Annotated in this window: 17 protein-coding genes and 1 riboswitch; of the genes, 5 read left to right on the top strand and 12 right to left on the bottom strand. The window is 69.1% G+C overall.

Annotation, left to right across the window (positions count from 1 at the left end):
* Window positions 1-34: 34 nt before the first annotated feature.
* Together AB0H88_RS20305 and AB0H88_RS20300 are read left to right on the top strand one after the other, a co-directional pair.
* On the top strand, window positions 35-700 hold the full coding sequence (locus AB0H88_RS20305) for a DUF6286 domain-containing protein (RefSeq protein WP_357646550.1): 666 nt from the start codon (window positions 35-37) through the stop codon (window positions 698-700).
* Between the two features lie 34 nt (window positions 701-734).
* Window positions 735-1,235 carry a hypothetical protein gene (locus AB0H88_RS20300; protein WP_357646549.1) on the top strand — a complete coding sequence of 167 codons (501 nt, stop codon included), beginning with the start codon at window positions 735-737 and terminating at the stop codon, window positions 1,233-1,235.
* Between the two features lie 69 nt (window positions 1,236-1,304).
* Here the strand turns inward: AB0H88_RS20300 and AB0H88_RS20295 are convergent, their stop codons facing one another.
* The 11 genes from AB0H88_RS20295 to AB0H88_RS20245 form a co-directional block, all read right to left on the bottom strand.
* Window positions 1,305-1,841, bottom strand: coding sequence for a MerR family transcriptional regulator (locus tag AB0H88_RS20295; protein WP_357646547.1), 537 nt, complete (start codon window positions 1,839-1,841; stop codon window positions 1,305-1,307).
* A 10-nt stretch (window positions 1,842-1,851) separates the two neighbouring features.
* Window positions 1,852-2,712: an SDR family NAD(P)-dependent oxidoreductase gene (locus tag AB0H88_RS20290; RefSeq protein ID WP_357646545.1), complete on the bottom strand. Its 861-nt coding sequence runs from the start codon at window positions 2,710-2,712 to the stop codon at window positions 1,852-1,854.
* A 99-nt stretch (window positions 2,713-2,811) separates the two neighbouring features.
* Complete coding sequence (locus AB0H88_RS20285) at window positions 2,812-3,069, bottom strand: Txe/YoeB family addiction module toxin (protein ID WP_357646543.1); 258 nt, start codon at window positions 3,067-3,069, stop codon at window positions 2,812-2,814.
* A complete protein-coding gene (locus AB0H88_RS20280) occupies window positions 3,066-3,326 on the bottom strand; it encodes a type II toxin-antitoxin system prevent-host-death family antitoxin (protein ID WP_357646541.1) in 261 nt (86 codons plus the stop codon). The genes AB0H88_RS20285 and AB0H88_RS20280 overlap by 4 nt, the downstream gene beginning before the upstream one ends.
* Before the next feature lie 49 nt (window positions 3,327-3,375).
* A complete protein-coding gene (locus AB0H88_RS20275) occupies window positions 3,376-4,752 on the bottom strand; it encodes an L-serine ammonia-lyase (protein WP_357646539.1) in 1,377 nt (458 codons plus the stop codon).
* A gap of 52 nt (window positions 4,753-4,804) precedes the next feature.
* The gene (gcvH, locus tag AB0H88_RS20270; protein ID WP_357646537.1) at window positions 4,805-5,194 is read right to left on the bottom strand and encodes a glycine cleavage system protein GcvH; all 390 of its coding nucleotides are present in this window, start codon (window positions 5,192-5,194) and stop codon (window positions 4,805-4,807) included.
* Window positions 5,191-6,276 (bottom strand): glycine cleavage system aminomethyltransferase GcvT, encoded by a 1,086-nt coding sequence (gene gcvT / locus AB0H88_RS20265; protein WP_357646535.1) that lies wholly within the window; start codon window positions 6,274-6,276, stop codon window positions 5,191-5,193. The genes gcvH and gcvT overlap by 4 nt, the downstream gene beginning before the upstream one ends.
* A 130-nt stretch (window positions 6,277-6,406) precedes the next feature.
* Window positions 6,407-6,504, bottom strand: a riboswitch (glycine riboswitch).
* Between the two features lie 93 nt (window positions 6,505-6,597).
* Window positions 6,598-7,287 carry a gamma-glutamyl-gamma-aminobutyrate hydrolase family protein gene (locus AB0H88_RS20260; RefSeq protein WP_357646533.1) on the bottom strand — a complete coding sequence of 230 codons (690 nt, stop codon included), beginning with the start codon at window positions 7,285-7,287 and terminating at the stop codon, window positions 6,598-6,600.
* Window positions 7,288-7,298: 11 nt separating this feature from the next.
* Window positions 7,299-8,063, bottom strand: coding sequence for a 3-oxoacyl-ACP reductase (locus AB0H88_RS20255; protein ID WP_357646531.1), 765 nt, complete (start codon window positions 8,061-8,063; stop codon window positions 7,299-7,301).
* Window positions 8,064-8,068: 5 nt separating this feature from the next.
* Window positions 8,069-9,412, bottom strand: a complete 1,344-nt coding sequence (locus AB0H88_RS20250; RefSeq protein WP_357646529.1) for an aldehyde dehydrogenase family protein — start codon at window positions 9,410-9,412, stop codon at window positions 8,069-8,071.
* A gap of 5 nt (window positions 9,413-9,417) precedes the next feature.
* Window positions 9,418-10,794, bottom strand: coding sequence for a glutamine synthetase family protein (locus AB0H88_RS20245; protein WP_357646527.1), 1,377 nt, complete (start codon window positions 10,792-10,794; stop codon window positions 9,418-9,420).
* Window positions 10,795-10,902: 108 nt separating this feature from the next.
* Here AB0H88_RS20245 and AB0H88_RS20240 point away from each other — a divergent pair, with 108 nt between their 5' ends.
* Together AB0H88_RS20240 and AB0H88_RS20235 are read left to right on the top strand one after the other, a co-directional pair.
* A complete protein-coding gene (locus tag AB0H88_RS20240) occupies window positions 10,903-11,607 on the top strand; it encodes an FCD domain-containing protein (protein WP_357647313.1) in 705 nt (234 codons plus the stop codon).
* A gap of 64 nt (window positions 11,608-11,671) precedes the next feature.
* A complete protein-coding gene (locus AB0H88_RS20235) occupies window positions 11,672-12,427 on the top strand; it encodes a hypothetical protein (RefSeq protein ID WP_357646525.1) in 756 nt (251 codons plus the stop codon).
* Window positions 12,428-12,491: 64 nt separating this feature from the next.
* Here the strand turns inward: AB0H88_RS20235 and AB0H88_RS20230 are convergent, their stop codons facing one another.
* Window positions 12,492-12,908, bottom strand: a complete 417-nt coding sequence (locus AB0H88_RS20230) for a MarR family winged helix-turn-helix transcriptional regulator (protein ID WP_357646523.1) — start codon at window positions 12,906-12,908, stop codon at window positions 12,492-12,494.
* Between the two features lie 110 nt (window positions 12,909-13,018).
* Here AB0H88_RS20230 and AB0H88_RS20225 point away from each other — a divergent pair, with 110 nt between their 5' ends.
* Window positions 13,019-13,933, top strand: a complete 915-nt coding sequence (locus AB0H88_RS20225; RefSeq protein WP_357646521.1) for an alpha/beta hydrolase — start codon at window positions 13,019-13,021, stop codon at window positions 13,931-13,933.
* Window positions 13,934-13,964 lie beyond the last annotated feature (31 nt).

The raw sequence follows: 13,964 nt of genomic DNA, 5'->3' as shown, positions 1-13,964 counted from the left end.
ATGAGGGCGGTTCATCTTGTTGACGGCCCCCGTAATGATCCTGCAAACCGGCGGCGAGGGCATGGTCCGGGCCATGCCCTCGCCGTGTACCTGTGTCGTTGTGACCACCCTCCAGCAGATACTGTCCGGCGCCGGGATCGTCGCGCAGGAGAGCCCGCTGCGCAGGTCGGGCCGGGTGCTCAGACCGGCGCGCACACCCGCAGGGACCGTCGTGGCACTCACGCTGACCGCCGGGCTGTGGCTGGCCGCCGCCGAGGTGGTGTCGGCCCTGCTCGGCAGGCCGCTCGGCTGGCTGCCGGTGTCCGACCTCCTCGACCTCGCGGCCCATCGCGCCTGGGGGCAGCTGTCGCTGCCCGCCGTGGTGACCATGGCCGTGGGGGTCGTGATGTTGCTGCTGGCCGCCGTACCGGGCCGGTGCAGGCTCGTGCCGGTCGAGACGTCCGACCCGATGATCGTCATCGGCATCACCCGGGCCGGCCTGCGCCGAACGCTGCGGGCCGTCGCCCAGGAGGTCGACGGCGTGCGACGAGCGCGGGTACGGCTGCGCAGGCGGACGATCGAGGTCGTGGTCATCACCGGCCCTGAGAGCTCCGGTTCGATGCTCAAGCAGGTCGGCACCGCGGTCGGTGACAGGTTGGCGGGCGTGGGCGCCCTGACCGCGGGCGAGGTCGTCGTGCGGCTGCGCCGGAGAGGGCTGTGATGCGGCAGTACGCGGGCGACGGGAGGGGGTTGTGATGCGGCAGTACGCGGGCAACCGGATCGGCCTGGCCGTGGTCGGGGCGCTGCTGCTGCTTCTGGGCGGCTACGCCTGGCTGCGCGGTAAGGACAAGCTGCCGGGTCTGTCGCCACGCGCCAAGGTGCTGCCGGACCACACTGCCCAGGTCATCGCCGACCAGCCCTGGGCCTTGTGGCTGGTGGCGCTCGTCATGCTGGCGCTGGCGTTGGTGACGTTCCGCTGGCTGCTGCTCTGCCTGGGGTGGGGCCGCCGCGGTTGCCGTAGTGGCACGGGTACGGCCATGCTCTGCATCGGCCTGAAGGACGTGGAGGGCCTCACCCAGGTCAGCGCCCGCGTGGTCGGGGATGCCGCCCGCCTGCGCATCTCCCTCTGCTGCCCCTCCTCCGCCGATGTCGGCGCGGTGGTCCACAAACTGGACAAGGAGATCGTCGGCCGGATCCGCCGGGAGGTCCGTGACGACGAGGTCGGCACGGTGGTCCGGGTCCACGTCCGCCGCTGACAGTGCTGCGATGCGAAGCCGCGGGCGGGATCCTGTCACGGTGAAGCCGCAGGCGAGCGCCGGTGTCTCTCAGTCCGCCGGTAGTGTCCGTCGCGGCGGCTCGTACGGCAGCGCGGTGCGGTCGGCGTCGAGGGTCTGAACGTCCGGCCCGGTCGAGCCTCCATATGTGGTGATCTTGTACTCGACCGCCGTGAGGGAGAGGGTCAGCTCACGGATCCGGCGGCGGATGGTGTCGCGATGCTCGATCAGCAGGTCGAGCCGCTCGGGTGTGGTGTGCTGCCCGGCGTCGACGAGCGAGATGTAGTGCTGCAGGTCGCGCATCGGCATGCCGGACAGCCGCATCCGGGTGAGGAACACCAGCCGCCGCACCGCCTGGGCGTCGTAGACGCGATGACCGTTGCCGTCGCGGGCCACCTCGACCAGCCCGGCCCGCTCGTAGTAGCGCAGCGTGTGGGGCGAGATGTCGAGCAGGTCGGCGAGTTCGGCGATCGTCATCGACTCGGGCACGTCGGCCAGGTCGGTGAGACGGTGGATCGCCTCGACCGACAGCGGGCCGTCGTCCCCGAGCGTTTCGAGCGCCCTGGTCATGAGTTCGTCGGTGGCCATGACAGCCAGCTTAGATGGGCCGTACCGAGGCCGGGACGCCCTCGAAGTCGGCGCTGCGGGAGGTCTCGGCCCACCGCTCGACCTCGTCCAGGCCACGCCGGTACGCGCCCGAGATGCGCTCGACCGCCTCGCGCCCGAGCGGCAGCCGCAGCGGCACCTCGTCACTGTGCGCGAGGGACACGATGATCTCGGCCGCCCGCGCCGGGTCGCCTTCCTGGAGGCCGTCGGCTCCGGCCATGTCCGCGCGGACGTTGGCGAGCAGGTCACGGTAGGTCTCGGACTCCTCGACGAACTCGAGCACGTCGTTGGCGTGGAAGTCGGTCCTGAACCGGCTGGGCTCCACGATCATCACCCGGATCCCGAGCGGCGCGACCTCCCCGGCCAGGGCTTCGGACCAGCCTTCGAGGGCGAACTTCGACGCGGAGTACGCCGACACGCCGGGGAAGGACATCCGCCCACCTTGGCTGCTCATCTGCACGATCGTGCCGGTGCCCCGCGCGTGCATCGCGGGCAGCGCCGCGCGGACGAGCGCGGCGGGGCCGAACAGGTGCAGGTCCATCAGCTCACGCAGTTGCGCGTCGCCGATCTCCTCGACCGCTCCGACCATGCCCCGGCCCGCGTTGTTGACGAGCACGTCGAGCTGCCCGAAGTGGTCGAGGGTGTCCCGTACGAGGTCCGCGGCGGCGGTGGTGTCCCGGACGTCGAACGTCGCGATCAGGCAGGCGTCCGGGTAGGCGGCCTTCAGGTCGGCCACGCTCTCGGGCCGGCGTACCGCCGCCACCACGTGGTCGCCCGCCGCGAGCGCCGCCTCCGCGAGTGCGCGCCCGAGGCCGCGGGACGCGCCGGTGATGATCCAGGTCTGTGTCGTCATGACGGCGACGCTATGGCTTTGAGCGCGCTCGAACGCAAACCCGCTTCGAGCGCAAACCCGCTTCGAACGCGAGCGCGCTCGAACGCGGCTGCTGGCTTGCTACTCGTAGTGGTAGCGGGCCTGCAGGACGACGATCTCGTCGTCCATGGGCAGGTACACCAGGCGATGCTCCTCGGTAATGCGTCGTGACCATGCGCCCGCGAGCGCGTACTTCAGCGACTCGGGCTTCCCAATCCCCTGGAAGGGGTCGCGCAAAGCGTCCTCGATGAGCCGGTTGATCCGCTTGAGGAGCTGCCGGTCGGCAGTCTGCCAATGGACGTAGTCCGCCCAGCCCTGGCTGGTGAAGGCGACCTTCACCGGGGAGCCTCGTCGTCCAGTAGCTCGTAGCGCTCGTGGCGTCCAGCGACCGCCTCCTGGTACGACTCGATCAGCCGACGGGCGTTGGCGGGGGCACGTAGCAGGTAGGCCGTTTCTCGGAGGGCTTCGTACTCTTCCGCGGCCACCAAATAGGCGTTTCCGCTCTTCGAGACGATCTCCACGGCGGTGTGGTCGTTGTTGACCTCTTCGATGAGCGGGAACAGGCGGCGGCGCGCCTCGCTGGCAGTGATGGACATAGCCCTCCCGTCAAATGGTACAACTTTATGGTACCACTCGGCAGGGTGCTCAGCACTCGATGACGTTGACCGCGAGGCCGCCGCGCGAGGTCTCCTTGTACTTGTCGAGCATGTCCTTGCCGGTGTCGCGCATCGTCTTGATGGCCTTGTCCAGGGCGACGAAGTGCTGACCGTCGCCGCGCAGGGCGATGCGGGCCGCGGCGATGGCCTTGATGGAGGCCACCGCGTTGCGCTCGATGCACGGGATCTGGACCAGGCCGCCGACCGGGTCGCAGGTCAGGCCCAGGTTGTGCTCGATGCCGATCTCCGCCGCGTTCTCCACCTGCTCGGGCGTGCCGCCCATGACCTCCGTGAGGCCCGCGGCGGCCATGGAGCAGGCCGAGCCGACCTCGCCCTGGCAGCCGACCTCGGCGCCCGAGATCGAGGCGTTCTCCTTGAACAGGACGCCGATCGCCGCCGCGGTGAGGAAGAAGCGGACGATGCCGTCGTCGTCGGCGTGCGGGATGAAGCGGGAGTAGTAGGTCAGGACGGCGGGGATGATGCCCGCGGCGCCGTTCGTGGGGGCGGTGACGATACGGCCGCCCGCGGCGTTCTCCTCGTTGACCGCCAGCGCGAACAGCGACACCCAGTCCATGGCGTGCAGCGGGTCGGTCTTCGGCGACTCGGTCTGCAGGCGGCGGTGGAGACGGTTCGCGCGGCGCTTGACCTTGAGGCCGCCCGGCAGCACGCCCTCCTTGGCGATGCCGCGCTCGACGCACTCGCACATGACCTGCCACAGATGCAGGATCTGCGCGCGGATCTCGGCGGCGGAGCGGCCGAACGCCCGCTCGTTCTCCAGCATCAGCGCGGAGATGGACAACCCCGTGTTGGAGCAGTGCTTGAGCAGCTCGTCGCCGGTCGTGAAGGGGTAGGGCAGAACGGTGTCGTCGGGCTTGATGCGGTCGGCGCCCGTGGCCTGCTCGTCCACCACGAAGCCGCCGCCGACCGAGAAGTAGACCTTCTCACGCAGCTTCTCGCCCGATGCGGAGAAGGCGGTGAAGCGCATGCCGTTCGGGTGCTCGGGCAGGGAGATCTTGCGCTCGAACACGAGGTCCTCGCCCACGACGAAGGGGATCTCCTGCGTGCCGTAGAGCCGGACCGTGCCGGACTCGCGCATCGCGGCCAGGCGCCCGTCGATGGAGTCCACGTCGACCAGTTCGGGCTTCTCGCCCGACAGCCCCAGCAGGACGGCCTTGTCGCTGCCGTGGCCTTTGCCGGTCAGGCCGAGCGAGCCGTACAGGATCGCCTCGACGCGGGCCGTACGCGCGAGCAGGTCGTCGTCGTGCAGGCCACGGGCGAACTTGTGTGCGGCGGCCATGGGACCGCCGGTGTGTGAACTCGACGGACCGATGCCGATCTTGAACAGGTCGAAGACGCTGATCGCCATTGATGGGCGCCCTTCAGAAGGGCCGGGGCCCGGCAGGACCCCGGCGGGTGGGTCAGGACTCGCCTGAGGTGAGCGCCGCATACTCCTCGGCGGTGAGCAGGTCCTCGGGGTCGCCTTCCACGCGCACGCGGAACATCCAGCCATCGCCGTAGGAGTCGCTGTTGGCCAGCGACGGATCGTCCACGACGGCCTGGTTGACCTCGACGATCTCGCCGCCGACGGGGGTGTAGATCTCGCTCACCGACTTGGTCGACTCGACCTCACCTATGGAGTCACCCGCCTCGACGGTCGAGCCGACCTCCGGAAGCTGCACGAAGACGACATCACCCAGCGCCTCGGCCGCGTAGGCCGTGATGCCGATGGTCACGGTGATGCCGTCGTCGAGGCCGGCCACCCACTCGTGCTCCTTGGTGTAGCTCAGGTCGTCTGGGATGTTGCTCACTTGTTCCTCCTGTAAAAGGGCAGCTCAATGAGGTCCATAGGTTCATGGCTGCCCCGGATGTCCACGGCCAGACCTGCGTCGGCCCCATTGTCGACGTAGGCCATGGCGATGGGCTTGCCCAGGGTCTGGGAGGGTGCCCCGCTGGTGACCTCGCCGACGACGGCGCCGTCCTTGGTCACCGGGTATCCGTGGCGCGGCACCCGGCGACCCCGCGCGACCAGTCCGACGAGCCGGCGCCGCGGCGGCGTGTCCATGACCGCCTCCAGCGCCGACCTGCCGACGAAGTCGCCCGGCTTGTCGAATTTCACCACTCTGCCCAGCCCCGCGTCGAACGGGGTCAGCTCGACGCCGAGCTCGTTGCCGTACAGCGGCATGCCCGCTTCGAGCCTGAGCGTGTCACGGCTGGACAGACCCGCAGCTCGCAGCTCGTACGGACGGCCGGCCTCGGTCAGCGCGTGCCAGAGCGGCACGGCGTCCTGGTTGGCCACGAACAGCTCGAACCCGTCCTCACCCGTGTAGCCGGTGCGCGCGATGAGCGCCTGCCGTCCGTCGACCAGACCGGGCAGCCCCGCGTAGTACTTGAGCCCGGCGAGGTCGGCGTCGGTGAGCGTGGCGAGGATCTCCTGGGCGCGCGGCCCCTGCACGGCGATCAGCGCGTACTGCTCCGAGCGATCCTCGACCACCGCGTTGTACGACTTGGCGCGATTTTTCAGTTCTTCCCCGACTTTTTCATAGTTGGAGGCGTTGGCCACCACCATGAACTCCTCGTCCCCGAGCCGGTAGACGATCAGGTCGTCCAGCACCCCACCACGCTCGTTCACGATCATGGTGTAGCGGGCGCGGCCGGGCGCGAGTGCCGACAGGTGCCCCACCAGCGCGTAGTCGAGCGCCTGACCCGCCTGAGGTCCGGTCACGAAGATCTCGCCCATGTGGGAGAGGTCGAACAGCCCGGCCGCCTGGCGGACGGCGTTGTGCTCGGCGGACTCGCTGCCGTAGCGGAGCGGCATCAGCCACCCGGCGAAATCAGTCAATGTCGCGCCGAGGCTCTCGTGGACGTCTCGGAGCGGTGTAGGACGTGACATATGCGCACCTCAGGGCAGGATCGGATGCCAGACATCCTCCCCCTCTGTCATGGGTGCCTGAGAGCTTCGCCCGTAATTTGCCGGACTTTCACCTTCGGCGAGGCCGCCAGGCCTGCTTTCCAGAGGACACCTCGTCCGTGCGGTCCTTTGCCTTGAGAGGTTCGCGGGGAGGGCTTGCTCCTTCAGGGGACCTGGCCGGATGCCAGGACACTCTCCCGCACGGTTTCGTCGGTGATGTCCGCAAGCCTAGTGCCGTTATGGGGGAGTTGTCGCGTTCGGCTCCGGCCGCCTGGGGGCAAAAGCGCCGCGCCGGGGTGAGGCTCAGCAGGCGGCCACGAGCGCCTCGAACAGCGCGCAGTCCTTCGCCGCCTCCGGATGCCACTGCACGGCCATGGCGAACGCCCGGGAGTCCAGCTCCACCGCCTCGACCGTGCCGTCGTCGGCCACGGCGGACACGGTGAGGCCCGGCGCGAGCCGGTCGATGGCCTGGTGGTGGTAGTGCGGCACGGCCACCGGCTCGGCTCCGAGCGCCTTGCCGACGCGGGTCCCCGGGACGGGCCGGATGGGCAGGTGGCCGAACTCGCCGGGCGCGGGGGAGTGCCCGGTGTGTCCCACCACATCGGGCAGATGCTGGTGCAGGGTCCCGCCGAGTGCGACGTTGAGCACCTGCATGCCCCGACATATCCCGAGATAGGGCAGGTCAGCGTCAAGAGCCGCCTCGATCACCGCGAACTCCGCCGTGTCCCGAAATTTCCTGATGTAGCCGGTCTGGTCGTGTGGCTCCTGGCCGTACCGCTCGGGTGAGACGTCACCGCCGCCGGCCAGGATCAACCCGTCCAACCGTGCCACCAGCCGGGCGGGCGACCCGGCGGGCGGCAGGATCACCGGCTGCCCGCCGGCCCGGACCACCTGCTCCACGTACATGTACGGCAACAGGGCGACCGGCATCTCCCACACGGTGTAGCGGGCAGGCTCGACATAGGACGTGATCCCGATGACGGGTCGCTCCACAACTTCCCTTCCTAAAGAGGAGTGACGTAGGCGCCCGAGATGCCCCCGTCGACGAGGAACTCCGAGCCCGTGATGAAGGAGGCGTCGTCGCTGGCCAGGAACGCCACCGCCGCCGCGATCTCCGACGCCTCGGCGAAGCGGCCCACCGGCACGTGCACCAGGCGGCGCGCGGCCCGCTCAGGGTCCTTGGCGAACAGCTCTTGGAGCAGCGGCGTGTTGACCGGCCCCGGGCACAGCGCGTTCACCCGGATCCCCTCGCGCGCGAACTGGACTCCGAGCTCGCGCGACATCGCGAGCACCCCGCCCTTCGAGGCCGTGTAGGAGATCTGCGACGTCGCCGACCCCATCACCGCCACGAACGACGCGGTGTTGATGATCGAGCCCTTGCCCTGCCGCCGCATGTACGGAATCGCGTGCTTGCAGCACAGGTAGACGCTCGTCAGGTTCACCTCCTGTACCCGCCGCCACGCCTCGATGCCGGTCTCCAGGATCGAGTCGTCCTCGGGCGGCGAGATGCCCGCGTTGTTGAAGGCGATGTCGACGGAGCCATAGGTGTCGAACGCCGTCTGGAACATCCGGACGACGTCGTCCTCGCTGGTCACGTCGACCTTGACGAAGAGCCCGCCCACCTCGGAGGCGGCCTTGGTGCCCGCCTCCTCGTCGACGTCGGCGCAGACCACCTTGGCGCCCTCTTCGGCGAACCGCCGCGCGGTGGCCAGGCCGATGCCGCCGCCCGCACCGGTGATCACGGCGACGCGGTTGTGCAAACGCTGCATGTGTGTCACTCCGTTGAGATGAAGACGTTCTTGGTCTCGGTGAACGCCATGAGGGCGTCCGGGCCCAGCTCCCGGCCGAGGCCGGACTCCTTGAAGCCGCCGAACGGCGTCCAGTGGCGGACCGAGGAGTGCGAGTTCACCGACAGCGCGCCCGCCTCCACGGCCCGCGCGACGCGCAGCGCCCGGCCGACGTCGCGGGTCCAGATGGAGCCGCTCAGGCCGTACGGCGTGTCGTTGGCGATCCGCACCGCCTCCGCCTCGTCCGCGAACGGCACCACCGACACCACCGGCCCGAAGATCTCCTCGGTGAAGGCCCGATCGGTGAGCGCCGGCGTCAGGACCGTCGGCGGGAACCAGAACCCCTTGCCCTGCGGGCAGTCGCCCTGCAGGTACGGCGGGCCGTCGATGAAGCCGCGCACCCGCTCCAGATGTTCGGCGCTGATCAGGGGGCCCATCTCGGTGCTCTCGTCGAGCGGGTCGCCGACTCTGACGTTCTGTACGGCCGGCAGCAGCAGCTCCAGGAACGCGTCGTAGACCTCCGCCTGCACCAGAATCCTGGATCGGGCGCAGCAGTCCTGGCCGGAGTTATCGAAGACGGCATACGGCGCCGTTTTCGCCGCTTTTTCCAGATCCGAGTCCGCAAACACGATATTTGCGGATTTGCCGCCTAGTTCGAGGGTTATCCGCTTTACCTGGGTTGCCGCCTTGGCGGCGATCTCCTTGCCCACCTCGGTCGAGCCGGTGAACACGATCTTGGCCACCTGCGGATGCTCGACCAGGCGGGCCCCCGCGACCTCCCCTGCCCCGGGCAGCACCTGGAGCACCCCCTCGGGGAGGCCCGCGGCGAGGGCCAGCTCGGCCAGCCTCAGCGCGGTCAGCGGGGTCCATTCGGCGGGCTTGACGATCACCGTGTTGCCCGCGGCCAGCGCCGGGGCGACGCCCCAGCTCATGATGAGCATAGGGAAGTTCCAGGGCACGATCACGCCCACCACGCCCAGCGGCTCCTGGAAGGTGATGTCCACGCCGCCGGGCACCGGGATCTGCTTGCCGTGGTTGCGCTCGGGGGCGGCGGCGTAGAAGTGCAGCACGTCGCGTACCGCGCCCGCCTCCCAGCGGGCGTTGCCGATCGGGTGGCCGGAGTTCGTGAGCTCCAGCAGCGCCAGCTCCTCCCGGTGCGCGTCCACCAGGTCGGCGAAGCGGCGCAGGAGCCGCGCCCGGTCGCCGGGCGCCACGTCGCGCCAGCTCTGGTAGGCCCGCCTGGCACGCTCCACGGCCCGGTCGACCTCGGCCGCGTCGGCCATCTCCACCTCGGCGAGGACTTCCTCCGTCGCCGGATTGACGATCCGCATCCTGCTCACATCCGCTCGAAACCCCGGAACAGCTCCCAGTCCGTGACAGCCGCGTCGAAGGCGGCCAGCTCGATCCGGGCGTTGTTCGCATAGTGCGCCACCACGTCGTCGCCGAACGTCTCACGCGCCAGCTTCGACCCCTCGAACAGCGCCAGCGCATCCCGCAACGTGTGCGGCACGGTCTCGGCGCCGGAGTCGTAGGCATTGCCCCCGAACGCGTCCTCCAGCGGCAGCTCCTCGTCGATGCCGCGCAGCCCGGCCGCGATCAGCGCCGACACCGCGAGGTAGGGGTTCACGTCGCCGCCCGGCACCCGGTTCTCGATGCGCAGCGACTCCCCGTGGCCCACGAGCCTGAGCGAGCAGGTGCGGTTGTCCACGCCCCACTTGACGGCCGTGGGGGCGAAGCTGCCGGGGACGTAGCGCTTGTAGGAGTTGATGTTCGGGGCGTAGAAGAGGGTGAGCTCGCGCATGTGGGCCAGCTGTCCGGCGATGAAGCGGGCGCCGAGCTCGGACAGCCCGTGGGGGCCGTCACCCGCCATCACCGGGTCGCCGTCCAGGCTCCGCAACGAGATGTGGATGTGGCAGGAGTTGCCCTCGCGCTGGTTCGGCTTGGCCATGAAGGTGATCGACTTGCCCTCCTGAGCCGCGATCTCCTTGGCGCCGTTCTTGTAGATGGAATGGTTGTCGCAGGTCTTCAGCGCCTCGTCGTAGCGGAAGGCGATCTCGTGCTGGCCCAGATTGCACTCGCCCTTGGCGGACTCGACGTACAGCCCAGCCCCCTCCATGTCCCGCCTTATCCGGCGAAGGAGGGGTTCGATGCGGGCTGTTCCGAGAAGGGAGTAGTCGACGTTGTAGAGGTTCGCGGGGGACATGTCGCGGTACGCGCGCTTCCACGCGTCCTCGTAGCTGTCCTCGTACACCACGAACTCCAGCTCGGTGCCCACGAAGGCGGCCAGGCCGCGGTCGGCGAGCCGGGCGAGCTGCGCGCGCAGGATCTGCCGCGGCGAGGCGGTCACGTCGTCGCCGCTCTCCCAGGTCAGGTCCGCCATGAGCATGACGGTGCCCTCCTGCCACGGAACCCACCGCAACGTGGAAATATCGGGCTTCATCACGAAATCGCCGTAGCCGCGCTCCCACGACGACATCGCGTAACCGTCGACCGTGTTCATGTCCACGTCCACGGCGAGCAGGTAGTTGCAGCCCTCGGAGCCGTGCCCCAGCACCTCGTTCAGGAAGTAACGCGCCGACAGGCGCTTGCCCTGCAGCCTGCCCTGCATGTCGGCGAGCGCGAGCAGCACGGTGTCGACCCGCCCGGCGGCCACCTCGTCACGCAACTCATCGACGGACAGTGGTCCGGGTTGTGGAAGACCTCGCTCGCTCACGGAAGTTCGCTCGCTTTCCCGCTAATTGGGCTACTGTTAGACCATTGATGTGCATATGGGGATCGCTTGTCAAGACCTGAGGACACGTTGGACGACTCGGCGCGGTTGATGACGGTGTTACGGCCGGTCAGGGCAGGAAACGCCTTTGAGGAGACGGTAGAACGGCTGCTCCAGGCGATCAAGCTCGGGGTGGTCGCGCCGGGCCGGAAACTGCCCCCGGAGCGCGAGCTGGCCGTCCAGCTCGGCATCAGCCGGGTGACGCTGCGGGAGGCGATCCGGGCGCTCCAGGACGCGGGGTACCTCGACGTACGGCGCGGCCGCTACGGCGGCGCGTTCGTCACCTACGCCCCGCCCCCGCCGGAGAGCGGCGATCTGCGCAGGGTCGTGGCCGACATGGGCACGGCCGACCTCACCGACGCGCTGACCTTCCGCATGGCGGTCGAATGCGGTGCGGCGGCGGTGCTGGCGGCGGCCACGCTGACCGACGACCAGCGCTCCCTCCTGCGCGACCGGCTCGCGGCACTCAACAAGGCGGGCATCGGGGACTACCGGCGGCTGGACACGGCCTTCCACCTCTCGATCGCCGAGCTGACCGGCTCCGCCCTGCTCGCCACCGCCTGCGCCGACGCGCGCCTGCGGGTCAGCGACCTGCTCAACGCCATCCCGATGCTCCAGGTGAACCTCGACCACTCCGCCCGCCAGCACGAGGCGATCGTGGCGGCCATCCTGGCGGGCGACCCGGAAGGGGCCCGCCGAGCAGTGGCGGAACACCTGGAGGGCACGGCGGCGCTGCTGCGCGCGTTCCTGTCCTGAGTTCGTTTCCCGCCCCAAATGGTCAAGGGATGACGATTGGCCTCGTAGCATCGGTTTCAAGGTCATGGGGAACTGGTTCGAGCTGAGCATTGTCGACACAGGACGGCTGCCGCTGTTCTGTTTCTTCGTCGCGCTCATCGGGGCCTTCGTGGCCACCCGCGTCAACGTGCGGCTGATCAGGGCGAAGGTCGGGTGGTTCCGCAACGTCAACGTGGGCGAGATGCACATCCACCACGTGGTGTTCGGAGTCGTGCTCATGCTGATCGGCGGGGTCAGCGGGCTGATCGTGTCCTCGGCGTCGCAGGTGGCCTACGCCGCGGCGGCCGCCGTCTTCGGGATCGGGTCGGCGCTGGTGCTGGACGAGTTCGCGCTGATCCTGCACCTGCACGACGTGTACTGGGAGGAAGAGGGCCGCACCTCGGTCGACGCGGTGTTCATCGCGGTCGCGATGACGGGGCTGCTGCTCACCGGGCTCCGGCCGCTGTCGTTCGACTACGGGACCCCGGTCAATCCGGGCGCGCTGCTCGTCGCGAACATGCTGCTCGCCGTGATCACCCTGTTGAAGGGGAAGATCTGGACCGGGATAGTCGGCCTGTTCGTGCCCGTGCTGCTGCTGGTGAGCGCGGTGCGGCTGGCCAGGCCCGGGTCCCCGTGGGCCCACCTGTTCTACCAGAAGCGGCGGCCGCGGAAGCTGGCCACGGCCGCGCATCGGGAGGAACGGTGGCGCCGGCCGGTGATCAGGGCCAAGATCGCCGTCCAGGAGTTCGTCTCGGGGCGGCACGACCTGCCCTCCACCCGGCGCGGACGCCGGCAGATCTAGCCCGCGCTGCGATCAGCACGCGAAGCAGGGCCGAGTCCGCGGCGGGTGGCTTCTCATGAGGGTCCTACTGTGCGGGCTCGAGCAAGGCCAGGAGAATCCGGTGCAGCTCGGCGCGATCGCGAGGCACGATCGTCGTCAACCTGCGGTCGAACTCCGCCGCGAGCGCCGCGAGCGCGCGGTCCCGCGCCGCCTCGCCCTCGTCTGTGAGTACGAGCCGGTGTCGCCGCAGGTCCGCGTCGTCGATCTCACGTCGCATGAACCCCTTGGCGACGAGGTTGCGCACGTAGACCGTCACACTCGCCTTGGGGATCACCAGCCTCGCCGCCAGCTCGGCCGGGTACGGCGACGCGGCAACCTCGGCGAGCACGAAGAACTCCTTCGCCTCCAGTCCCAGCTCGGCCAGCTCGGCGCTGCAGGCGTCCAGCACGACGGTCAGCAGGCGATGGTTCAGCGTCCACAGCTGTGCGGCGTCGACCGACATGCGAGCCCTCTCTACAGATGGTACAGTTCTGAACTAGTTCGATATTGTACTAAAGCCTACTTTGAACTGGTCCAGCAATCGAACAAACCCTACGCGAAAGGTGCAATCAGGTGCTTCAGCACATCACGCTCCCGCGCGGGCCGATCGAGCTCGCGGCCGACCTCCACCTGCCCGACGACGTCGAGGAAGCCGCGCCGCTGCGCGCCGTGGTGCTCTCGACGCCTGGCAGCAGCGTGAAGGAACAGATTGGCGCGAATTACGCATCCCGCCTCGCTGCCCGGGGTATCGCGGCGCTCGTGTTCGACCCGGCCCACCAGGGGCAGAGCGGCGGCGAGCCTCGCGACCTCGAAGACCCCTACCGCCGCGGTGAGGACATCTCCTACGCGATTGACACGCTCAGCACGATCCCCGGCATCGACCCGCACCGCATCGGCGTCCTCGGCATCTGCGCCGGTGGCGGCTACGCGGTGCACACCGCCCGTACGGACCACCGCATCAAGGCAGTCGGCACGGTCGTTCCGGGCAACATGGGCACGTCCTTCCGCGGCTTCCAGCCGGACGGCCCGGTGGTCGCGCTCGATACCATGGCCGATGCGCGCATCGAGGAAACCCGCACCGGTGAGCTGACCCGCGTGAACTGGCTGCCCGACACCTTGGAGGATGCCGCCACGGCCGGCCTGTCCGATATCGACACGACCCAGGCGATCACCTTCTACCGCACCGAGCGGGGCGGGAACGAGCACTCGACGAACCGCCGCCTTGCGCGTGGCGACTCGCTGCTCCTGGGCTACGACGCATATCACCTGGTCGATCCGCTCATGACCCAGCCGCTGCAGGTCATCCTCGCTGGACGCATCGGCAACACCGGCTCCTACGAGTCCGGCATGCAGCTGTGGAAGCTGGCGCCCAACCCAGTCGATCTTATGGTGATCGAAGGTGCCGGCCACTACGAGATGTACGACGAGCCCGAGTACGTCGATGCCGCCGTCGATCGGCTCGTCGACTTCTACTCGGAGCACCTGTAAGCCGGCGCCGGCCCTGGGTGGGCTGGAGCGC

The sequence above is a fragment of the Nonomuraea sp. NPDC050680 genome, from assembly GCF_040654555.1.
In the GTDB taxonomy this organism is placed as follows: domain Bacteria; phylum Actinomycetota; class Actinomycetes; order Streptosporangiales; family Streptosporangiaceae; genus Nonomuraea.
The sequence above is the reverse complement of the archived record's forward strand: the minus strand, read 5'-3'. Positions and strand labels throughout refer to the sequence as shown.